The sequence below is a fragment of the Streptomyces sp. NPDC047108 genome (assembly GCF_040643575.1).
Lineage (GTDB): Bacteria > Actinomycetota > Actinomycetes > Streptomycetales > Streptomycetaceae > Streptomyces.
Genome location: NZ_JBEYUP010000002.1, coordinates 559,624 through 581,213 on the forward strand (window position 1 = coordinate 559,624; position 21,590 = coordinate 581,213).

The 21,590-nt window shown below is 72.0% G+C and carries 17 protein-coding genes; 9 read left to right on the plus strand and 8 right to left on the minus strand.

Translation table 11 applies throughout. The features are described from left to right. Nucleotides 1-93: 93 nt before the first annotated feature. Both cydD and ABZ822_RS07605 read left to right on the plus strand, forming a co-directional pair. Nucleotides 94-3,702: a thiol reductant ABC exporter subunit CydD gene (cydD, locus tag ABZ822_RS07600; RefSeq protein WP_360848337.1), complete on the plus strand. Its 3,609-nt coding sequence runs from the start codon at nucleotides 94-96 to the stop codon at nucleotides 3,700-3,702. 22 nt (nucleotides 3,703-3,724) lie between these two features. Beyond that, complete coding sequence (locus ABZ822_RS07605; protein WP_360848340.1) at nucleotides 3,725-5,389, plus strand: GAF domain-containing protein; 1,665 nt, start codon at nucleotides 3,725-3,727, stop codon at nucleotides 5,387-5,389. A 116-nt stretch (nucleotides 5,390-5,505) separates the two neighbouring features. Here ABZ822_RS07605 and ABZ822_RS07610 read toward each other — a convergent pair whose 3' ends face one another. Beyond that, nucleotides 5,506-6,414, minus strand: a complete 909-nt coding sequence (locus tag ABZ822_RS07610; protein ID WP_360848343.1) for a Cof-type HAD-IIB family hydrolase — start codon at nucleotides 6,412-6,414, stop codon at nucleotides 5,506-5,508. A 311-nt stretch (nucleotides 6,415-6,725) separates the two neighbouring features. Between ABZ822_RS07610 and ABZ822_RS07615 the strand changes: the two genes are divergently transcribed. The 3 genes from ABZ822_RS07615 to ABZ822_RS07625 all read left to right on the plus strand — a co-directional run bounded on the left by ABZ822_RS07615 (nucleotide 6,726) and on the right by ABZ822_RS07625 (nucleotide 9,445). Then, nucleotides 6,726-7,628 (plus strand): LLM class flavin-dependent oxidoreductase, encoded by a 903-nt coding sequence (locus tag ABZ822_RS07615; protein WP_360848346.1) that lies wholly within the window; start codon nucleotides 6,726-6,728, stop codon nucleotides 7,626-7,628. Nucleotides 7,629-7,789: 161 nt separating this feature from the next. Beyond that, on the plus strand, nucleotides 7,790-8,710 hold the full coding sequence (htpX, locus tag ABZ822_RS07620; RefSeq protein ID WP_360848349.1) for a zinc metalloprotease HtpX: 921 nt from the start codon (nucleotides 7,790-7,792) through the stop codon (nucleotides 8,708-8,710). A 123-nt stretch (nucleotides 8,711-8,833) separates the two neighbouring features. Continuing rightward, nucleotides 8,834-9,445 carry a hypothetical protein gene (locus tag ABZ822_RS07625; RefSeq protein WP_360848863.1) on the plus strand — a complete coding sequence of 204 codons (612 nt, stop codon included), beginning with the start codon at nucleotides 8,834-8,836 and terminating at the stop codon, nucleotides 9,443-9,445. A 54-nt stretch (nucleotides 9,446-9,499) separates the two neighbouring features. Here ABZ822_RS07625 and ABZ822_RS07630 read toward each other — a convergent pair whose 3' ends face one another. The 4 genes from ABZ822_RS07630 to ABZ822_RS07645 form a co-directional block, all read right to left on the minus strand. Next, nucleotides 9,500-10,042 (minus strand): RNA 2'-phosphotransferase, encoded by a 543-nt coding sequence (locus ABZ822_RS07630; RefSeq protein ID WP_360848352.1) that lies wholly within the window; start codon nucleotides 10,040-10,042, stop codon nucleotides 9,500-9,502. A 156-nt stretch (nucleotides 10,043-10,198) separates the two neighbouring features. Next, nucleotides 10,199-11,293, minus strand: coding sequence for a MerR family transcriptional regulator (locus tag ABZ822_RS07635; RefSeq protein ID WP_360848355.1), 1,095 nt, complete (start codon nucleotides 11,291-11,293; stop codon nucleotides 10,199-10,201). 74 nt (nucleotides 11,294-11,367) lie between these two features. Next, nucleotides 11,368-13,146 (minus strand): SDR family oxidoreductase, encoded by a 1,779-nt coding sequence (locus ABZ822_RS07640; RefSeq protein WP_360848358.1) that lies wholly within the window; start codon nucleotides 13,144-13,146, stop codon nucleotides 11,368-11,370. Then, a complete protein-coding gene (locus tag ABZ822_RS07645) occupies nucleotides 13,143-13,988 on the minus strand; it encodes a M24 family metallopeptidase (RefSeq protein WP_360848361.1) in 846 nt (281 codons plus the stop codon). Before ABZ822_RS07645 ends, ABZ822_RS07640 begins: the two co-directional genes overlap by 4 nt. Before the next feature lie 158 nt (nucleotides 13,989-14,146). On the opposite strand from ABZ822_RS07645, the gene ABZ822_RS07650 reads away from it, so the two are divergent. Genes ABZ822_RS07650 through ABZ822_RS07665 form a run of 4 tightly spaced genes read left to right on the plus strand, consistent with a single transcriptional unit; the run spans nucleotide 14,147 to nucleotide 17,783 of the window. Further along, nucleotides 14,147-15,169: an ABC transporter ATP-binding protein gene (locus tag ABZ822_RS07650; protein ID WP_360848364.1), complete on the plus strand. Its 1,023-nt coding sequence runs from the start codon at nucleotides 14,147-14,149 to the stop codon at nucleotides 15,167-15,169. Further along, entirely contained in the window at nucleotides 15,159-16,082 is a 924-nt protein-coding gene (locus ABZ822_RS07655) for an ABC transporter permease (RefSeq protein ID WP_360848367.1), read from the plus strand. The genes ABZ822_RS07650 and ABZ822_RS07655 overlap by 11 nt, the downstream gene beginning before the upstream one ends. Nucleotides 16,083-16,131: 49 nt before the next feature. After that, nucleotides 16,132-17,049 (plus strand): ABC transporter ATP-binding protein, encoded by a 918-nt coding sequence (locus ABZ822_RS07660; RefSeq protein ID WP_360848370.1) that lies wholly within the window; start codon nucleotides 16,132-16,134, stop codon nucleotides 17,047-17,049. 14 nt (nucleotides 17,050-17,063) lie between these two features. Further along, a complete protein-coding gene (locus ABZ822_RS07665; protein WP_360848373.1) occupies nucleotides 17,064-17,783 on the plus strand; it encodes an ABC transporter permease in 720 nt (239 codons plus the stop codon). Nucleotides 17,784-18,031: 248 nt separating this feature from the next. Here the strand turns inward: ABZ822_RS07665 and ABZ822_RS07670 are convergent, their stop codons facing one another. From ABZ822_RS07670 to serS, 3 genes are all read right to left on the minus strand, one after another. Further along, nucleotides 18,032-18,820 carry a hypothetical protein gene (locus ABZ822_RS07670; RefSeq protein WP_360848376.1) on the minus strand — a complete coding sequence of 263 codons (789 nt, stop codon included), beginning with the start codon at nucleotides 18,818-18,820 and terminating at the stop codon, nucleotides 18,032-18,034. A 236-nt stretch (nucleotides 18,821-19,056) separates the two neighbouring features. Further along, nucleotides 19,057-19,884, minus strand: coding sequence for an HAD family hydrolase (locus ABZ822_RS07675; RefSeq protein WP_360848379.1), 828 nt, complete (start codon nucleotides 19,882-19,884; stop codon nucleotides 19,057-19,059). Continuing rightward, on the minus strand, nucleotides 19,881-21,158 hold the full coding sequence (gene serS, locus ABZ822_RS07680) for a serine--tRNA ligase (RefSeq protein ID WP_360848382.1): 1,278 nt from the start codon (nucleotides 21,156-21,158) through the stop codon (nucleotides 19,881-19,883). The genes ABZ822_RS07675 and serS overlap by 4 nt, the downstream gene beginning before the upstream one ends. Nucleotides 21,159-21,590 lie beyond the last annotated feature (432 nt).

A 21,590-nucleotide genomic window follows, 5' to 3' on the forward strand; every position in this document is an offset into this window, starting at 1 on the left:
TCCGCCAACGAGCCGCCGTGCGCCACTGAGCGCGGTCATCCAACGAGCCGCCGTCCGTCGCGGAGACGCCGCCATGCACCTGGGATGTTTCACGTGAAACCTGTCGACCCCCGCCTCCTCCGGTACGCCCGCACCACCCGCGTCTTCCTGGCCGCGGCGGTGGCGCTCGGGCTCGCCGGGGCGGGGCTGGTGGTGGCGCAGGCGATGCTCATCGCCGAGGTGGTCGTCGGGGCGTTCCAGCGCGATATGGCGGCCGGTGAACTGCGTACTCCGCTGCTGCTGCTCGCCGCGGTGTCCTGCGGCCGCGGACTGGTCGCGTGGCTGACGGAACTGGCGGCTCACCGGGCCGCCGCATCCGTGAAGTCCGAGCTGCGACTGCGGCTGCTGGACCACGCCGTACGGCTCGGCCCAGGATGGCTGGGCACCCGGCGCACCGGCGAACTGACCGCCCTCGCCACGCGCGGTATCGACGCCCTGGACGGCTACTTCGCGCGCTATCTGCCGCAGCTGGGGCTCGCGGTGGTGGTCCCGGTCGCGGTGCTCGCGCGGATCGTGACGGAGGACTGGGTGTCGGCGGCGGTCATCGTCGTCACCCTCCCGCTGATCCCCCTCTTCATGGTGCTGATCGGCTGGGCCACCCAGGCCCGGATGGACCGTCAATGGCGGCTGCTCTCGCGGTTGTCCGGCCACTTCCTCGACGTGGTCGCCGGGCTGCCGACCCTCAAGGTGTTCGGGCGGGCCCGGGCCCAGGCCGCGTCGATCCGGGCGATCACCGGCGACTACCGCCGGGCCACCCTCCGTACCTTGCGGATCTCCTTCCTCTCCTCCTTCGCGCTGGAGCTGCTGTCGACGCTGTCGGTGGCGCTGGTGGCGGTCGGGATCGGGATGCGTCTGGTCCACGGCGACCTGGACCTCTACACCGGCCTGGTCGTCCTCGTCCTCGCGCCCGAGGCGTATCTGCCGCTGCGTCAGGTGGGCGCGCAGTACCACGCGGCGGCGGAGGGGCTCGCGGCGGCGGACGAGGTGTTCACGGTCCTGGAGACGCCCGCGCGGCAGGAGCCGTCCGCGGCGGCACCGGACGCGCACACCGCCGCGATCCGCGTCGAGCAACTGGTCGTACGCCATCCCGGACGCACCGAACCCTCGCTCCCCGCCACGTCGTTCACCGTGTCGCCAGGCGAAACGGTCGCGCTGGTGGGCCCGAGCGGGGCGGGTAAGTCGACGCTGATCGGCGCGCTGCTGGGATTCTCCGAACCCGCGTCAGGACGTGTGCTGATCGGCGGAACCGACCTGGCGTCCGTCGCGCGGGAGAGCTGGTGGCGCCAGGTCGCCTGGATCCCGCAGCGGCCCCATCTCTTCGCGGGGACGATCGCGGAGAACGTCCGGATGGCGCGGCCGGACGCGGACGACGCAACTGTCGGCGACGCCCTGCGGGCGGCGGACGCTCTGGACTTCACCTCCGCTCTGCCCGACGGGATGCACACCGCCCTCGGCGAGGGCGGGGCAGGGCTCTCGGCCGGACAGCGCCAACGAATCGCTCTGGCACGGGCGTTCCTCGCCGACCGGCCCGTGGTGCTGCTCGACGAACCCACGGCGAACCTCGACGGCGCGACGGAGGCTTCGGTCCTCGGCGCGATCGGCCGCCTCGCCCAGGGCCGTACGGTCCTGCTGGTCGCCCATCGGCCGGCGCTGCTGCCCCTGGCGGACCGGGTCGTCACGCTGCGGGGGGCGAGCGGGGCGGAAGTCCCGGCGGCGCCCGTGGCGGCGGGAGCTGCTGCGGCTGTCGGACCCGTGGAAGCCCTGGAAGTCCTGGAAGCCGTCGGAGCTGTCGAGGGGGCCGTCGACCCGTCTGCGGCACCGGCGAACGGTCCGGCTGAGCCCGCACGCGGCGGCGACGCTCTGGCCTGGGTACGGTCGCTGGCGCGGGCCCGCCGCGGCCGGTTCACGCTCGCCCTGCTGCTCGGCGCGCTCGCACTCGGCAGCGCCGTCGGCCTCATGGCGACCTCCGGCTGGCTGATCTCGCGCGCGTCCGAACAGCCGCCCGTGCTCTACCTGATGGTCGCGGTGACGGCCACCCGCGCCTTCGGCATCGGCCGGTCCGTCTTCCGCTACGCCGAACGTCTCGTCGCGCACGACGCCGTCTTCCGCATGCTCGCGGACCTGCGCGTGGCGGTCTACGCCCGCCTGGAACGCCTCGCCCCGGCCGGACTCCGTACGACCCGGCGCGGCGACCTCCTCTCCCGGCTCGTCGCCGACGTCGACGCGCTGCAGGACCACGTCCTGCGCTGGCTGCTCCCCGCCGGGGCGGCCGCCGTCGTCGGCGCCGCATCGGTCGGGTTCACGGCCTGGCTGCTCCCGGAGGCCGGTGCCGTCCTCGCCGCGGGCCTGCTCGCCGCGGGCGCCGGCGTACCGCTGCTCTCCGGCGCCGTCGCGCGCCGCGCCGAGCGCCGTGTCGCCCCCGCTCGCGGCGTCCTCGCGACCCGCGTCGTCGACCTGCTGACGGGGGCCGCCGAACTGACCGTCGCCGGCGCCCTTCCCGCCCGCAAGGACGGGGCGCGGGCCGCCGACCGCGAGCTGACCCGGTCGGCCGCGCGGTCCGCGGCCGCCGCCGGGGCGGGCGCCGGACTCTCCGCACTGATCTGCGGCCTGACGGTCGCGGGCGCCGCGTGGGCCGGGGTGCAGGCCGTGCACGACGGCCGCCTGGCCGGGGTGGCGCTGGCCGTCGTCGTGCTGACGCCGCTCGCCGCGTTCGAGGCGGTGGCGGGCCTCCCTCTCGCGGTCCAGTACCGGCACCGCAGCCGCCGCGCCGCCGAGCGCGTACGGGACGTCCTGGACGCGCCCGAACCCGTACGGGAGCCCGCGCGCCCCGCCGAGCCCCCGGCCGCGCCCTTCCCGCTGACCGTGCGGAACCTGACCGCCCGCCACCCCGGGCAGCCGGCCCCCGCCCTCAGCGGCATCGACCTCGACCTCGTGCCCGGGCGCCGGGTCGCCGTCGTCGGCCCGTCGGGTTCCGGCAAGACGACGCTGGCGCACGTGCTGCTGCGGTTCCTGGACGCCGAGACCGGCACGTACACCCTGGCCGGGACGGATGCCGCGGCGCTCGACGGCGACGCCGTACGGCGCTTGGTCGGGCTCTGCGCCCAGGACGCCCACCTCTTCGACAGCTCGCTCCGCGAGAACCTTCGTCTGGCCCGGCCCTCGGCGACGGAGCCCGAGCTGCGCGACGTCCTGGCCCGCGCGCGGCTGCTCGACTGGGTCGACTCCCTGCCTGACGGCCTCGACACCCTCGTCGGCGAGCACGGCGCCCGGATGTCCGGCGGCCAGCGGCAGCGGCTCGCGCTCGCCCGCGCCCTGCTCGCAGCCTTCCCCGTCCTCGTCCTCGACGAGCCCGCCGAACACCTGGACCTGGCCACCGCCGACGCGCTCACCGCCGATCTCCTCGCCGCCACCGAGGGCCGGACGACGCTGCTGATCACCCACCGGCTCACCGGCCTCACGGCGGTGGACGAGGTCCTGGTCCTCGACGCCGGCCGGACGGTGCAGCGGGGGACGTACGAGGAGCTGGCCGTCGCGGACGGACCGTTCCGGCGGTTGCTGGAGCGGGAGCGGGCGGCGGACGCCCTGGTGCCGTCCCCGGCGTCCCCCGCTCCGGGCGCGCGGCTCGATCCCCTCGCTCCGGCTGCTCCGGTTTCTCCCGCATGAGGGACTGATTAGGCTCGGGATCATGGGCGCCGTCACGGACCCCCGGGGCTCCGCACGCTCCGGGCTCCCGCAGGGCTCCGCACCCGCGGAGCCCCCGGAGGCGGACGCGGCGGCCTGGAACATCGAGGAACTACGGGATCTGCCGGACGCCGTGATCGCGCGCCTCCCCCGGCTCCTGGAGGCCATGGTCTCCACCGGCGCGGACCCCGATCTGCAGACCGCTCTCGCCGCGGTCGCGGCCTCCGCGGCCGACCTCACCGGCGCCCGCCGCGTGACGATCCGCGTGCTCGACGACCAGGGCGGAGGGCCGGCCGACGTCGTCACCCACGGCACCCCGCCCGGAGCAAGCCCCGGCCTCGATGCCCTCGACGTCCCCGTACGGGTCGGCGGCGAGACGCTCGGCACGCTCTCGCTGACCGGAGGGCCCGGTGATCCTGCCCAGGGGCGGCCGGAGTTCGGGCCCCACGACCTGCATCTGCTGGAGGTGCTCGCCACACAGGCCGGGATCCGCATCGCGAACGCCCGGCTCCAGGAGGCCGCCCGGCGGCGCGAACGCTGGATCGACGGATCGGCGGCACTGACCACCGCTCTCCTCTCCGGCCACGGCGCCGACGACGCGCTCACTGTCGTCGCCGAGCAGGGCCGCCGGCTCGCCGACGCGGCAGCGGGGGTCGTGCTGCTGCCGTACGAGCACGGGGGCCTGGAGATCGTACGGGTGGCCTCGGAGCTGCCCGAGCCGTTCGAAGGGCTCGGCATGGTGATCGCCCCGACCAGCCCGGTCTACGAACAACTCCTGGCCGGGGAGCCGGTGTTCGTCGACGACTCCGCCGGTGACCCCCGCATGACCACGCCGATCTCCCACCTCTACGGGCCGAGCATGATGCTGCCGCTGGGGAGCGGTGACCGGGTGCTGGGCACCCTGGCCCTGCCGCGGCTGCGCGGTGGCCGCCCGTTCACGGACACCGACCGCACGCTCGCGACCCGCTTCGCGGCCCAGGCGGCGCTGGCGCTGGTCCTCGCCGAGGCGCAGCGCGACCGCGAGCGCCTCGCCGTCTACGAGGAGCGGGACCGTATCGCCCGCGACCTGCACGACCTGGTGATCCAGCGGCTGTTCGCCACGGGGATGATGCTCGAGGCCGCCCGGAGCCGGCGCGAGGTGCCGGCACTGCGGGACGGGATCGACCGCGGGGTGGACGAACTGGACCTGACCGTGCAGGAGATCCGTACCGCCATCTTCGCCCTCCAGCAGGGCCCCGCCGACGCCCCGTCGGGCCTGCGGACCCGTATCCACCGGGAGATCGGCATGGCCGCGGTGCCGCTCGGTTTCCGGCCCTCGGTGCGCTGGATCGGGCCGGTCGACGCGCGGGTCGGGGAGGTGACCGGCAAGAACCTCGTGGCCGCGCTGCGCGAGGCGCTGTCGAACGCCTTCCGGCACGCGTCCGCGACGCGCATCGAGGTCGTCGTCGACGCGATGGCGAAGCTGCCGGACGGACGGGACGGCGTACGGCTCACGGTGGCGGACGACGGGGTCGGCATCGCGCGGGGCGGACGGCGCAGCGGACTGCGGAACCTGGAGAAGCGGGCGGAGGCGCTGGGAGGGTCCAGCTCGCACGGGCCGGGCATCGGCGAGGGAGGTGGCGGGACGTCGGTGGTGTGGGAGGCCCCGCTCGAACCGCCGGACCGCTAGCGCGGGACGGGGGAGGGAGCGAGTTGTCGCCTCGGTGGTCGCCTGAAGCGTCGCGTGCATGGGACGCGGGGACGCGGGGACCGCGTGCCTGGAGCGGGCGTGCGTGAAGCGTCGCGTCAGCGGTCGGCCTGGGCCGCCAGGATCTGCTCGATGACGACCGCGACGCCGTCCTCGTTGTTGGCGACGGTACGGGCCGAGGTGGCGGCCAGCACATCCGGATGCGCGTTGGCCATGGCGTACGACGTACCGGCCCAGGCCAGCATCTCCACGTCGTTGGGCATGTCCCCGAAGGCCACGACCTCCTCGCGCGTGATGCCGCGCTGGGCACAACAGCGTTCCAGGGTGGACGCCTTGCTCACGCCCCGGCCGCTGATCTCCAGGAGGGCGGTCGGGCTGGAGCGGGTGAAGGAGGCGTGCCCGCCCGCGACGGACCGGGCCAGGGTGAGGAACTCGTCGGGGCCCAGGCCGGGATGGTGCGCGAGCAGCTTGATCACCGGCTGGTCGGTGGCCTCGCGTTCCGGTGAGAGCAGCTTCTCGGCGGCGGCGACGTCCGCGCCGGGGTCGAGGTGGAACGGCGGGTACTCCGGCTCGTAGTGGATGCCGGTCACGGTCTCGACGGCGAACGAGACACCGGGCGCGGCCGAGCGCAGCGCGCGGACGACGGTGAGCGCGGCGGCCCGCTCCAGGTGCCGCACCTCGAGCACGAGACCGTCGCGGTGCAGATCGACCACCGCGGCGCCGTTGGCGCAGATCGCCAAGCCGTGCCCGTGCACATGATCGCTGACCACGCCCATCCAGCGCGCCGGGCGGCCGGTCACGAAGAAGACCTCGATCCCCGCGCGCTCGGCGGCGGCGAGGGCGGCGACCGTACGGTCCGAGACGGATTTGTCGTCCCGCAGAAGCGTTCCGTCGAGGTCGGTCGCGATCAGCCGTACGCGCCGGGGGGCCGGCGCAGAGCGGTCGGAGTCCGGCGTCTGCGGCTCTGGCCGCTCGAGGCTTGAGGTCACGCGCCCATCTTCCCGCATGTTCGTGCACAGGCGTGCGATGGGGTGCGCAGAAGAGCTCACGCGCCGGGGCCAGGGGATGACCGTGGGTGAGCGGACCGGGCAGGCGCCCGCATCCTGACGTATCGGTCGGGATCCCGATGTGCCGGACCGGGCCGCGAGGTGCCGGACCGGGCTCCGACGTGCCGGATCGGATCGCGAGGTGCCGGACCGGGCTCCGATGCGCCGGATCGGATCGCGAGGTGCCCGACCGGGCTCCGATGTGCCGAACCGGTTCCTGACGCGTGGGACCGGATCCGGATGTGTCGGAGGTGCCGCTTAGGCTCTGCGTCATGGAGTCTTCCCTGCGCCTGAGCACCGTGATCCTGCCCATCCACCGCTGGCACGACGGCGGGCGGCAGGTATGGCGGAGAGCCGAGGAGCTGGGCTTCCGGACCGCCTTCACCTACGACCACCTGTCGTGGCGCGTCCCCTTCCGCGACGGGCCGTGGTTCGGTGCGCTGCCGACGCTGATGGCCGCCGCGTGCGCCACCGAGCGCATCCGGCTCGGCACCCTCGTCACCTCCCCGAACTTCCGCCACCCCGTCACGCTCGCCAAAGAGCTGATCACGCTCGACGACGTCAGCGGGGGCCGCGTCACGCTGGGCATCGGGGCCGGGGGCAACGGCTTCGACGCGACGGCGCTGGGGCAGGAGGCGTGGACGCCGCGCGAGCGCGCCGACCGGTTCGGCGAGTTCGTACCGCTGCTCGACCGCCTCCTCAGCGAGGACGTCGTCAGCCACGACGGCGCGTTCTACTCCGCGCACGAGGTGCGCAACATCCCTGGCTGCGTCCAGAGGCCCCGCCTGCCTCTCGCGATCGCCGCGACCGGTCCACGCGGAATGGGGCTCGCGGCCCGTCACGGTCAGGCCTGGGTCACCACCGGTGATCCGAAGCGGCGGGACAGCCCGGAGCAGTCGCGGGAGTCGATCGAGCGCCAGCTGAAGCGGTTGTCCGCGGCCTGTGAGGAGGTCGGCCGTGACCCGGGCGAGGTGAAGAAGATCTTTCTCACAGGGTTCGTACCGGACCGGCTGCTGGAGTCGGTGGACGCGTTCGTGGACTTCGCGGGCACCTACGCCGAGCTGGGCTTCACGGAGATCGTGCTGCACTGGCCGGTGCGGGACTCGATCTTCGCGGTGGACGAGACGGTCTTCGAGCGCATCGCGACGGAGGGCCTGGCCCAGCTGGCCACCTGACCACCCCCTCACTTGAGCCGGTCCGGACCCCGGACCCCGGACCCCGGAGCCGGGCAGAGGCACCGGTCCGGGCAAGGCCCGTCCGTACTTATCCCGTGTAAACGCAGGAAAGGAGCACAATCTAGACAGAGGTGCAGGTACGCCCGAGGGGAGGGTGACAGATGCCAGGGACCCGGACGCGTTCCCGCTACATCCCGGACCGCGGACTGACCACGCGCATGGTGACGACCATGTTCCTCATCGGGCTGCTCTACGTCGTCTTCGTGGGCGTGCTGCTCGCCTTCCTCAGGGGAGCATGGCCGATCATCCTGCTGGTCGCGGGCGGCCTGTTCGTCGTGCAGTTCTGGTTCAGCGACCGGATCGCCGCCTACAGCATGGGCGCCCGTGAGGTGACACCCGAGCAGGCGCCCGAACTGCACGGGGCGGTCGACCGCGTCTGCGCCCTCGCGGACATGTCCAAGCCGCGGGTGGCGATCGCGAACAGCGATGTGCCCAATGCGTTCGCGACCGGCCGGAGCGAGCGCACCGCCCTGGTCTGCGCCACCACCGGCCTGCTCAGGCGGCTGGAACCGGAGGAGCTGGAGGGCGTCCTCGCGCACGAGCTGTCGCACGTCGCGCACCGCGATGTCGCGGTGATGACGATCGCGTCGTTCCTCGGCGTGCTGGCGGGCGTGATGACCCGGGTCGCGCTCTGGGGCGGCCTCAGCCGCGCGAGCAGCAACCGGGACAGCAACACCGCGATCGCGATGCTGCTGATACCCGTCGTCAGCGCGATCGTCTACGTGATCAGTTTTCTGCTGACCCGGCTGCTCTCCCGCTACCGCGAGCTGTCCGCGGACCGTGCCGCCGCGCTGCTGACCGGCCGCCCGTCCGCGCTCGCCTCCGCGCTCACCAAGGTGACCGGGCAGATGGCCCGGATCCCGACCGAGGACCTGCGGAAGGCAGAGCCGTACAACGCCTTCTGGTTCGCACCGGCCTTCTCCTCCAAGGAGAGCCTCGGCCGGCTGCTGTCCTCGCACCCGACGCTGGAGCAGCGGCTGGACCAACTGGGCCGTATCTCCGCCGAGCTGGGCCGCCCGTGATTCCGTCCGGCCGGTCCCCCCGGCCGCACCTGCGCCGCGTCCGTCACGGGCGCGGAGCCGACCGAGCGACGCCGTCCGGAGCACCGTTGTGAGGAACACTGACGAGACAAGGGGCTGATGTCCATGGGCCTGCTCGACACGATCCTCGGCCGCAGCAAGCCGGTACGGCCGGACCTCGACCAGCTCTTCGCTGTGCCCGCAGCGGCGATCACGCTCCAGGCGGGGGCCGGGTTCACCCCGACCGGTCTGGGGTCGGTGTGCTTCGCCAGCGTCGAGGGCGGCGCCTTCGCGGGGATCCAGCGTGAGGTGCGGGATCTGCTCGACGCCGATACGGGGCGTGGCGGCGTACCGGTCGAGCTGAGCCAGGACGCGTACGGCTACACCTGGCTGCTCGTACGGCAACCCGCCGATGACACCGCCTCCCTGGTCAACGACCTCCACGCCGTGAACACACTCCTCGAGGAAGCAGGCTTCGGCCCACAGCTGCTCTGCTCGCTCATCGGCTTCCGCGAGGCGGCCGGGAACCGCCCGCTGGCCCTCGTCTACCTCTACAAGCGCGGCACCTTCTACCCCCTCGCGCCTCTTCCCGGCACCGCCGAGAAGCGCGACAACGCGCTGGAGCTGCAGGCCAGGGCGCTGCTCGGGGACGATCTGCGGATCGAGGAGGATCTGGCGCGCTGGTTCCCGGTATGGGGTGCGCCGGGCCTGGGCGGGGAGGCGCCGCCCACCCCGTAAGGGGTCTGCCGGGGTGGCTGCCGGGGGCACCGGGGTGGGCGTCGGGTACGTCCGTCAGCGCGGGAAGCGGAGGAACGGCGGCGGTACGGCGTCCACCAGCCAGACCCCGTTGGCGCTCACCCGGAACGCGTGCCCTGCGCGGTGCATCGCCGCCGCGTCCACCCCCAGGACCACGGGCTTGCCGCGACGCGACCCGACCCGGGTCGCCGTCTCCCGGTCGGGCGACAGATGCACATGGTGCCGGCTCATCGGGAGCAGCCCTTCGGCCCGGATGGCGTCGAGACTGCGCTCGACCGTCCCGTGGAAGAGCTCCGCGGGCGGGTCGGTGACCGGGTGGCCGAGATCCACCTCCACGGTGTGGCCCTGGTTGGCGCGGACCCGGTCGCCGTCGACGGCGAACCGCTGCTTGTCGTTGGCGGCGACGACGTGATCGAGCTCGGCGCGGGTGATCGGGAACCGGTACGCCTCCGCGGCGGCCAGCAGGGTTGCTATGTCCACCCAGCCGCCGGAGTCCAGGGTGAGCCCGATCCGCTCCGGCTGGTGCCTGAGATGCCGGGAGAGGAATTTGGAGACCGTGACGGTCCGTCTGTCGTTCATGGGCCCCAGCTTGCCCGGCTCGGCGGCCACAGTCCTGTGGATATCGGCCGTGGACAGCGTGACAGGACGTCACGCCAATGACGCCGTCCGCGCCGGGCGGGCAGAACCCTGTGGACAACTCTCCCTGCCGACCGGGCTTCAGGGCACCCGATGCGGTCAGTGCGCCGCGTCCCCTTCCCCCGTCCCGCTCCGCTCCGCGAGGCCGTCCATGGTGCGGGCCGCCAGCTCGCGCTCGGTGGCCGCGGCGATGAACGCCGGAACCTGCCGTGCGCCGACCAGCTCCTGGACGGCGCGGACCGTGGCGGCGGGAAGCGCCACGGGGTGCGGCACCGGTTGCGGTACGGGGTGGGGCACGGGTTGCGGTACGGGGTGGGGCACGGGATCCGGGGCCGACCCCGCAGTGCCGCTTCCCGCAGTGTCGCCTCCCGCAGTGCCGCTTCCCGCAGTGTCGCCTCCCGCAGTGCCGCTTCCCGCAGTGCCGCTTGCGGCGCTGTCCGCAGCGACCGCCGACAGGTCACCCAGGTGCCGCCGGAGCTGCACCGTGGCCAACTCCTGCATCGCGCGTGCCAGTTCCGCCTCGACCGTCTGCCGGGCGAGCGGCCGCAGCCGGCGCACCAGCTCGGCAGCCTCCGTCGCCGCCGTGTCCGACGGGGGATGGCCGAGGTAGCGGACGAAGACGTGCTCGGTAGTGAACTCCAGGAACCGGGCGGCGATGTGCTCCATCTGTCCGCGCAGTTCCCTCAGGTGCCCGTAGAGCGCCTGCAGCGGTACGCCCGCCGCGTGCAGTTCGGCCGCGACCGCCAGCTCCTGAGGGCTGGGCACGCGGAAGGCGTCGTCGCGCCCCGGAACGCGCTCCAGCACGCCCAGATCGACCGCCTCCGCCACCGCCGCGTCGTCCTGCGTGCCGCCGAACCGCGCATACAACTCGTCGCGGGTGATCAGGGCCGGTTCCTCGTCCGTCCACGGCCCGTCCACCTCCGCCACCAGACCGAGCACCCCGGCCAGTCCGCGTCCGGTGTCCCACGCCTCCAGCAGCTCCTTGATGCTGGCGAGCGTGTAGCCGCGGTCGAGCAGCGCCGCCACCTGCCGGAGGCGGGCGAGATGCTCTTCGCCGTACACGTTGGCCCGGCCGCGCCGCTCGGCTTTCGGGAGCAGCCCGCGGTCCTGGTAGGCGCGGATCGTCCGGACCGACGTACCGCTGTGGTGCGCCAGGTCCTCGATCCGGTACGCGGGCCCGGACGGCGGCAGCACGTCCGCTCCCGGAGTGCGGGGCGGACGGGCGGCCCGCTGCCGGGCAGGCGAGGGGCGTCGCGTCACGGGCCGCCTCACCGTATCCGCGGTTCCACGCGCGCCAGGGCGCGCAGGGCCCGCGGCATGAAGCGCGAGAGGAAGCGGGCGCCGCGCGCCTCCGGCGTCACGGGGACGACGGCCTGGTTCGTGGCGACCGCGCGCAGCACCGCGTCCGCCACCTTCTCCGGCGGGTAGTTGCGCATCCCGTACAGCCGCGACGTCCGGTCCTGGCGGCGCTTCTGCTCCTCCTCCGACGCCCCGGCGAATCGGGCGGTGGAGGTGATCGAGGTGTTGACGATGCCGGGGCATATCGCGGACACCCCGATGCCCTGCCCGGCCAGCTCGGCGCGCAGGCACTCGCTCAGCATCAGGACCGCGGCCTTGGAGGTGCTGTACGCGGGCAGCATCCGCGACGGCTGGTACGCGGCCGCGGACGCGGTGTTGACGATATGGCCGCCCTGCCCTCGCTCGGACATCTGCCGGCCGAAGAGGCGGCAGCCGTGGATCACGCCCCACAGGTTGACGTCGAGCACGGCGCGCCAGTCGTCGGTCGTGGTGTCGAAGAAGGACCCGGCCATCCCGATGCCCGCGTTGTTGACCAGCACGTCCACCACGCCGTATTCCGCGGCGACCTTCACCGCGAGCTTCTCCATGGCCTGCTCGTCGGAGACGTCGACCGTCTCCGCCCACGCCTCCGGCGACCCGATGAGCCGCGCCATCTCGGCCGTCCGGGCCGCCCCCTCCCCGTCCCGGTCGACGGCCACGACCCGGGCGCCCGACTCGGCGAAGGCGAACGCCGTGGCGCGTCCGATCCCGCTGGCCGCGCCCGTGACGAGCACGAGCTGCCCGGCGAAGCGGTCCGCGTACGCCCCCTTGGCCGGGTCCTCGCGGGCAGGATCGCCCTCCTCCTGAGCGGTGACGAACTCCCCGATCCAGGCGGCGAGCCGGTCCGGTCGCGTGCGCGGTATCCAGTGCCCCGCGGGCAGTGTGCGCCGCACGAGCGTCGGCGCCCAGCGCTCCAGGTCGTCGTAGAGCTGCTCGGACAGGAAGACGTCCCCGGTCGGGGTGATGAGCTGGACGGGCACGTGCGCGTAGGCGTCGGTACGCGGACGGCGCATCCGGGAGCGGACGTTGTCCCGGTAGAGCCAGGCGCCGTGCGCCGCGTCGCTCGGCAGGGAGGACGTCGGATAGCCGTCGACCCGCACCTTCTCCAGCCGCTCCAGCAGCTTCGGCCACTGCTTGCCGAGCGGTCCCCGCCAGGCCAGCTCGGGCAGGACGGGCGTGTGCAGCAGGTACACGTACCACGACTTGGCCGTCTGACCGAGCAGTTGGGCGACCGCGCGCGGGGTGGGCCGGGTCATCCGCTTGCCCAGCCAGTGCGCCATGTGGTCGAGGGACGGCCCGGACATCGACGTGAAGGAGGCGATGCGGCCCTCGGTGCGCGGGACCGTGACGAACTCCCAGCCCTGCACCGAACCCCAGTCGTGACCCACCAGGTGCACCGGCCGGTCCGGGCTCACCGCGTCGGCCACGGCCAGGAAGTCGTCCGTCAGCCTCTCCAGCGTGAAGCCGCCGCGCAGAGGCTCGGGGGCCGTCGACCGGCCGTGCCCGCGCACGTCGTAGAGCACCACGTGGAAGCGGTCCGCGAGGCGGTGGGCGACCTCGCTCCAGACCTCCTTGCTGTCCGGATAGCCGTGCACCAGCACCACGGTCGGTGCCCCCGCGTCGCCCAGCTCGGCCACGCACAGATCGACCCCGCCCGAACGGACCCGGCGCTCCCGCGCCCCGTGCGGTCCCGTCGCAACCCCGGTCATGCCGCTCCCTCCAGTCGGCGCCGCACATGCGGCAGATCGTCATCCAGCCAGAACGCGCTCTCCTCCGGGTCCCGCGAGTCGGTGACCACGAGCAGCTCCTCGAACTTCACGCCCGTACCCCGGAATCCCAGGTGCGGCTCCACCGCCCAGACGCCCGGCCGCGGCGGATGGTCGGAGAAGCGGTACGGGCTCCACAACGGCGACCACCCCTCGCGGTGCCCGTGGAGCGCGTCCGAGACGAGCCCCTTCAGGCTCTGTGTGCCGAACCCCAGGACATGCGGCGACCACCGGCGCTCCTTGACCCGGTCGACCTTGTGCGCGATCACGCCGAACGGATAGGCGCGACGCCGGTTGGCGCACCCCTGCTTCACCATCAGCCGGTCCACGTCCGCGTAGATCTCGCGCAGGGAGCGCCGCTCGCGCACCTCGCGCAGGATCAGCTCACGGTGCTCCAGCAGATCGGTGAGCAGCCGGTCGTGGAGCGGATCGAGCCCCAGGCAGCCGGAGTAGCCGATGTCCGCGGTGTATCCGGCGTGGATCGGCGCGAGGTCGAGGATGAACGGCATCCCCGGCTCCAGCCTCCGGTGGGTGGGGAAGAACTGCAGCGGGGTCCGGAAACCGGCGAAGGCGGTGCGGTCGCCGAACCAGGCGAAGGGCAGGTGGAACCAGTCCCGCACCCCGCGCCCGCGCAGCCACTCCCGCTGCATCCGCGCGGCCTCCCGCTCGGTGACACCCGGCCTGAGCTGGGCCGCAACGGCTTCCGCGCAGTCGTACGCAAGCCGCTGAACGTCTCTGAACCCGCGGAGCTCCGCTTCCCGTGCACGCGCGACTGCTGAGGCCATCGGTCAACCGTCCGTCCCTGAGCGCCCGTTCGCCGAATCTGACAGTGATGAATGTGACAATCCCGCGCGGCTGCGTCAAGGGTCGTACACCGCCTGTGGATACCGGCGGTAACGACGAAGGTTGACGAACCCCTACGGGCACGTCCCCCTCCAGGCGGATGCCGATCCAGCCTCCCAGGCTGACGAGACCTGTGGCGTCCGCCACTACCGTCAAGGACGTGACTGTGATCGCGACCGAAAGCCTCAGCAAGCGGTTCCCACGGGTGACCGCCCTCGACCGGCTCACCGTGGACATCACGCCGGGCGTCACCGGCCTGGTGGGTGCCAACGGGGCCGGCAAGTCGACCTTGATCAAAATCCTGCTCGGCCTGTCTCCCGCCAGCGAGGGACGTGCCGCCGTGCTCGGCCTCGACGTCGCCACCCAGGGCGGCGCCATCCGTGAGCGCGTGGGCTACATGCCGGAGCACGACTGCCTCCCGCCCGACGTCTCGGCCACCGAGTTCGTCGTCCACATGGCGCGCATGTCGGGACTCCCCCCGACCGCAGCCCGGGAGCGCACCGCCGACACCCTGCGCCACGTCGGGCTCTACGAGGAGCGGTACCGCCCCATGGGCGGCTACTCGACCGGTATGAAGCAGCGCGTCAAACTCGCCCAGGCCCTTGTCCACGACCCGCAACTCGTCCTCCTCGACGAGCCGACCAACGGTCTGGACCCCGTCGGGCGCGACGAGATGCTGGGACTGATCCGCCGCGTCCACACCGACTTCGGCATCTCGGTCCTGGTCACCTCCCACCTGCTCGGCGAACTGGAGCGCACCTGCGACCACGTCGTCGTCATCGACGGCGGCGCGCTGCTCCGCTCCAGCTCCACCAAGGACTTCACGCAGGCCACCGCGACCATCGCGGTCGAGGTCACCGACACCGACCAGCACACGGACGGGACCCAGGCCCTGCGCAAGGCCCTCGCCGCCGCGGGCCTCGAGGCGCACTCCGGCGGGCGCGCGCCCGGCGCGGGGCACGTCCTGATGCTCGACGTGACCGACGAGAGCACGTACGACACGGTCCGGGACACCGTCGCGGATCTCGGACTCGGACTGGTCCGCCTGGAGCAGCGCCGCCACCACATCGCCGAAGTCTTCCGCTCGGAGGACGAGATTGGAGGAGGCCGCCGTGGCGCATGAGACCACCACCCCGGCCGCCGTTCCGGCCCAGGCCGGGGACCCCACGCGCATCCACAACATCGGGTACCGCTCCTACGACGGGCAGCGCCTCGGCCGTGCCTACGCGCGCCGCTCGCTGTTCGCACAGAGCCTGCGCGGCGCGTACGGCCTCGGCCGCTCGGCGAAGTCCAAGGTCCTGCCGATGCTGATCTTCGCCGTGATGTGCCTGCCCGCGGCGATCATCGTCGCCGTCGCGGTCTTCACCAAGGCCAAGGACCTGCCGCTCGACTACACCCGGTACGCGATCTACCTCCAGGCGGTCATCGGCCTCTACATCGCCTCCCAGGCACCCCAGTCCGTCTCGCGCGACCTGCGCTTCCGGACCGTGCCGCTCTACTTCTCCCGCCCCATCGAGCGCGTCGACTACGTGGTCGCCAAGTTCGGGGCCATGGCATCGGCCCTGTTCGTGCTGACCGCGGCACCGCTCCTGGTCCTGTACGTCGGGTCGCTGCTCGCCGAACTCGACTTCGCCGACCAGACCAAGGGGTTCGCGCAAGGACTGGTCTCCGTGGCTCTGCTCTCCCTCCTCTTCGCCGGCATCGGCCTCGTCATCGCCGCGCTCACCCCGCGCCGCGGTTTCGGTGTCGCCGCCGTGATCGGTGTCCTGACCATCTCCTACGGTGCGGTGTCCACCATCCAGGCCATCGCCTACGAGCAGGGCAACTACGACATGGTGGGCTGGCTCGGCCTGTTCTCGCCGATCACCCTCATCGACGGTGTGCAGACGAAGTTCCTGGGCGCGGAGTCGGGCTTCGTCGAGGGCTACGGCCCGCCGGGCACCTTCGCCGGAATCGTCTACCTGGCGGTCGTCCTCGCTCTGATCGCCGGCTCGTACGCGCTGCTGATGCGCCGATACCGAAAGGTCGGGCTGTGACCACCCACCCGTCGCCCACCGCCACCCTTCTGAAGAATGGGCCGCGCCCATGACCACTCTGAGCATCGATCACGCGTCCCGCTGGTTCGGGAACGTCGTCGCCGTCAACGACATCACGATGAGCATCGGCCCCGGCGTCACGGGGCTGCTCGGCCCCAACGGTGCCGGGAAGTCCACCCTCATCAACATGATGGGCGGCTTCCTCGCCCCCTCCACGGGCTCCGTCACCCTGGACGGTGCCCCGGTCTGGCGCAACGAGCAGGTCTACCGGCAGATCGGCATCGTCCCCGAGCGCGAGGCGATGTACGACTTCCTCACCGGCCACGAGTTCGTCCTGGCCAACGCCGAACTGCACGGCCTGCCCAACCCGGGTGCCGCCGCGCGGAAGGCGCTGGCCACCGTCGAGATGGAGTACGCCGAGAAGCGGAAGATCGCTACGTACAGCAAGGGCATGCGGCAGCGCGTGAAGATGGCCTCGGCACTGGTCCACGAGCCGTCCGTGCTGCTGCTCGACGAACCGTTCAACGGCATGGACCCGCGGCAGCGCATGCAGCTCATGGACCTGCTGCGCTGGATGGGCGAGGACGGCCGCACGGTCCTGTTCTCCTCGCACATCCTGGAGGAGGTCGAGCAACTCGCCTCCCACATCGAGGTCGTCGTCGCCGGGCGGCACGCGGCCTCCGGCGACTTCCGCCGGATCCGCCGCCTGATGACCGACCGCCCGCACCGCTACCTCGTACGCTCCAGCGACGACCGTGCGCTCGCCGCCGCGCTGATCGCCGACCCGTCGACGGCGGGCATCGAGGTCGACGTCACGGAGCAGGCGCTGCGCATCCAGGCCGTGGACTTCCCGCGCTTCACCGAACTGCTGCCGCGGGTCGCCCGTCAGCACGGCATCAGGCTCTTGACGGTCTCGCCCTCCGACGAGTCCCTCGAGAGCGTCTTCTCCTATCTCGTCGCGGCCTGAAGGAGCCTGAACCGATGTACAACCCCACGGTCGCCCGGCTCACGTACCGGGCCGTGCTCGGCCGCCGCCGAGCGCTGATCCTCTTCCTGCTCCCCGCCCTGATGATGGCGATCTCGCTGCTCGTCCGCCTGCTCGGCGGCGCGGACGACCAGACCGCTGCCAATGTCCTCGGCGGCTTCGCGCTGGCGACCATGGTGCCGCTGATCGGCGTCATCGCGGGGACGGGCTCGATCGGTCCGGAGATCGACGACGGTTCGATCGTCTATCTGCTCGCCAAGCCGGTGAAGCGACCGACGATCATCTTCACCAAGCTGATCGTCGCCATCGGGGTCACCATCGCCTTCTCGGCGATCCCGACCCTCATCGCGGGCTTCCTGCTCAACGGCAACAGCCAGCAGATCGCCCTCGCCTACACGGTCGCCGCCATGGCGGCATCGGTGGCGTACGCGGCGCTGTTCCTGCTGCTGGGCACGCTGACCCGGCACGCCGTGGTCATCGGACTGGTCTACGCCCTGGTGTGGGAGACGCTCTTCGGCAACCTGGTCCCGGGCGCCCGCACCCTCAGCGTCCAGCAGTGGGCCCTGGCCCTGGCCGAGAAGACGGCGGGCGGATCCCTGGTCACCTCGGACGTCGGACTCCCGCTCGCCGCGACGCTGCTGGCGGCGGTGACGGTGCTCGCCACGCTCTTCGCGGGCCAGAAGCTCCGCGCGTTGACGCTGGCGGGCGAGGAGTAACCAGCCCGCTCCGAACGGAAGGGTGCTGCCCGGGCCTCTCACGAGGACCCGGGCAGCACCACGTTGAGAATCAGCCCTGGCGGGTGAACCCAGAGGAGGGTGCCCGCCCTGTGGACAACTCTCGTGTGAAAGGGCCTCGTCGGCCCCTTCAACGAGCCGCAGTCAGAGCACCGGAGGATGCTCCACCGATGCGCTCGAGGCTGGTGACGACGGCGGAAGCCGACGAGGGCCCCCGTTCGTCCGTCAGGTCACCTGCCCCTGCTCCGCCCATGGCCTGGGCGGCGGGAGCGCTGCTTCAACTCGGCGACGTCCCGGCCGAGGACGGACACGTCGTGCCGCACATCCTTCATGTCCTCGCCGAGACCGGACAGCCGCTCGCTCATGGCGCACACGACGCGGTTCGTGGCGTCGAGCCGCTGGTCGATCCGCTCCAGGCGGACGGAGATCCCGGCGATCACAGGCCCCAGCTCGCGCAGCGCCGACCCGACCTCGCCGAGGCCCGTCTCGACGGCGGTGAGCCGATCGCCGATCGGCCCCTGCACGATCCGCTCCGCGGCCTTCGACGCCGCATCGCCGACGAGCGCCTCCAATGACACGTATCCGGCGGCGGGATGGCCGGATGTGCGGGACGTCTCCTCGGTATCGAGGAGATAGGTGCGCACCCGCCGCGCGACCTCGCTGTCGCGCAGCAGCATCGCGACGTTGAGAACCGCCCGGCGGGTGAACAGGGTGAGATTGGACCGAGCCTGTGGATAACTCGCCCGCGGATAGCGTGACATGATGTCACGCTTAAATCGGTGCAGGTCAGAGCCGTGCAGCGTGATCAGTCCGTTGACGGTGAGCTCAGGTCGATGGCGCGCGACCAGTTGACGGATCACGTCCTCCGAGACCTCGAAGTAGGCCGCGACCATACGGGTCGTGACATGCAGCCCGTCGGGCAGCATCGCCGGCGCCTTGACCTTTTCGAGGACGCCGGTGCGTTCGGTGAGGCTGTCACGCAGGGCGCGCGACTCGAGCAATGCGGATTCGGGTGGCATGGAAATGCCCTCCACTCATGCCGGAAACGGTTGGGGAACGCCCGTATCCAGGGACCAGGAGCGGAAGCTGCTCACGTGTGCCACGTACTCAAATGACCGGTTCCGTCGCCCGGCAATCCGCCACTTCACATGCTCTACGACGCCTCGAACTCTCGTTGCCTCCACGCATCATGGACAACGATCGGACAGGCGTACTAGTCACGTCGCGCGAACACGAGATGCGCGGAGACGGTCCCTCAGACCGCCTCGGCCAGAAGCCGTTCCAGGACCGCCGCGATCCCGTCGTCCTCGTTCGAGGCGGTGACCTCGTCGGCGACGGCCTTGAGGTCGGGGTGCGCGTTGGCCATGGCCACGCCGTACGCCGCCCATCGGAACATGGGGACGTCGTTGGGCATGTCGCCGAACGCGATCGTGTCCGCGGCTTTCATGCCGAGGCGGCGGGCGGCGAGGGAAAGGCCCCGGGCCTTGGTCAGTCCGAGCGGCAGCAGTTCGACGATGCCCGTGCCCGACACCGTGACGCCCACCAGCTGCCCGGCCACTTCGGCCGCCGCGCGGGCCAGTGTGTCGTCGTCCAGGTCCGGGTGCTGGATGTAGATCTTGTTCAGCGGGGCGGACCACAGGTCGGCGCGGTCGTCGAAGGACGTCACGGGCAACGGGCCCCCGTGCAGGCGGTAGCCGGGGCCCGTCAGCACCTCGCCCCGGAGGCCGTCGCGGCTCGCGGCCAGGGCGAGCGGGCCGGTCTCCGCCTCGATCTTGGCGAGCGCCACTTCCGCGAGCCGGCGGTCGAGCGTCACGGACGTCAGCAGCCGGTGCTCGCCCGCGTGGTAGACCTGGCCGCCCTGACCGCACACCGCGAGACCCCGGTAGCCGAGGTCGTCGAGGATGTGGCGGGCCCACGGCACGGCCCGCCCCGTGACCACGATGTGCGCCGCGCCCGCCGCCGTCACCGCGGCCAGCGCGTCGCGCGAGCGCGGCGAGATCGTCTCGTCGCCGCGCAGCAGCGTGCCGTCGAGATCGGTGGCTATCAGCCGGTACGGGAGCGAGGCGGAGCCGTCGGCCTTCACCTGCCCGCCGGCTCCAGCACCTCACGGCCGCCCAGGTACGGGCGCAGCATCGCCGGGACGCGGACGGACCCGTCGGCCTGCTGGTGGTTCTCCAGCAGCGCGACGATGGTCCGCGGCACCGCGCAGAGCGTGCCGTTGAGCGTCGCCAGCGGGCGTACGTGCTTGCCGTCGCGCATCCGCACCGACAGACGGCGGGCCTGGAACTCGGTGCAGTTCGAGGCCGACGTCAGCTCGCGGTACTTCTCCTGCGTCGGGATCCACGCCTCGCAGTCGAACTTGCGCGAGGCCGAGGAGCCCAGGTCGCCCGTGGCCACGTCGATGACCTGGAAGGGCAGCTCCAGGCCGGTCAGCCACTGCTTCTCCCACTCCAGCAGCCGCTGGTGCTCGGCCTCCGCGTCCTCCGGCGTGACGTAGGAGAACATCTCGACCTTGTCGAACTGGTGCACCCGGAAGATGCCGCGGGTGTCCTTGCCGTACGAGCCGGCCTCGCGGCGGAAGCAGGGCGAGAAGCCCGCGTACCGCAGCGGCAGCCGGTTCGCGTCGATGATCTCGTCCATGTGGTACGCGGCGAGCGGGACCTCGGAGGTGCCGACCAGGTAGAGGTCGTCCTTCTCCAGGTGGTAGACGTTCTCGGCGGCCTGGCCGAGGAACCCCGTGCCCTCCATGGCGTGCGGCTTGACCAGCGCCGGGGTGAGCATCGGGATGAAGCCCGCCTCCGTCGCCTGTGCGATGGCGGCGTTGACGAGGGCGAGCTCCAGCAGCGCGCCGACACCCGTCAGGTAGTAGAAGCGCGAACCCGACACCTTGGCGGCGCGCTCGACGTCGATGGCGCCGAGGAGCTGGCCGAGTTCGAGGTGGTCCTTCGGCTCGAAGCCCTCGGTCGCGAAGTCGCGCGCGGTGCCGACGGTCTCCAGGACGGTGAAGTCCTCCTCGCCGCCCACCGGGACCTCGGGGTGCACGAGGTTGCCGAGCTTGCGCAGCAGCTGCTGGGTCTCCGCGGCGGCCTCGTCCTGCTCGGCGTCGGCGGCCTTCACCGCGGCCGACAGCTCGCCTGCCTTCTTCAGGAGTTCGGCCTTCTCGTCGCCCGAGGCCTTGGGGATCAGCTTGCCGAGCGACTTCTGCTCGGCTCGGAGCTCGTCGAAGCGGACGCTGGACGACCTGCGCCGCTCGTCGGCGGAGAGCAGTGAGTCGACGAGCGCGACGTCCTCTCCACGGGCGCGCTGGGACGCGCGGACACGGTCGGGGTCCTCACGGAGCAGACGAAGGTCAATCACCCCACCAGGCTACCGGTGTGCACTGCCACCCCTCGACTCCCAATTCCCGTACGCACCATTTTGACCGTTTTGAGGCATTCATGCATTTCCGTGGAGCCGGACGTCAATAATTCGGTCGCCATTCGCTGAATAGGGGCACGCGCGTCACGCGTGCTGACCCACTTCCCTTGTGCGGAGGGGGAGTTGGGGCCGTGTTGCGGCCGGGTTGTCCACAGGGGGCTCGGTCGCGCGGCGGTTTATCCACAGGCTGTGAGGAAGATCTGTGGATGCTGGAATTGATCATTCCGTCCGTCGTGGTGCAGGGCGAAGAATTCCCCACGCAAACCTTGGTCACACCCTCGTTCGGGTGGCAATGATGCCAAAGTCCTCACCCACAGGGATGGGTCAGGGGAATGGGGGTGACGACGGGCGATCTGACGCCCTGTGGGCGGT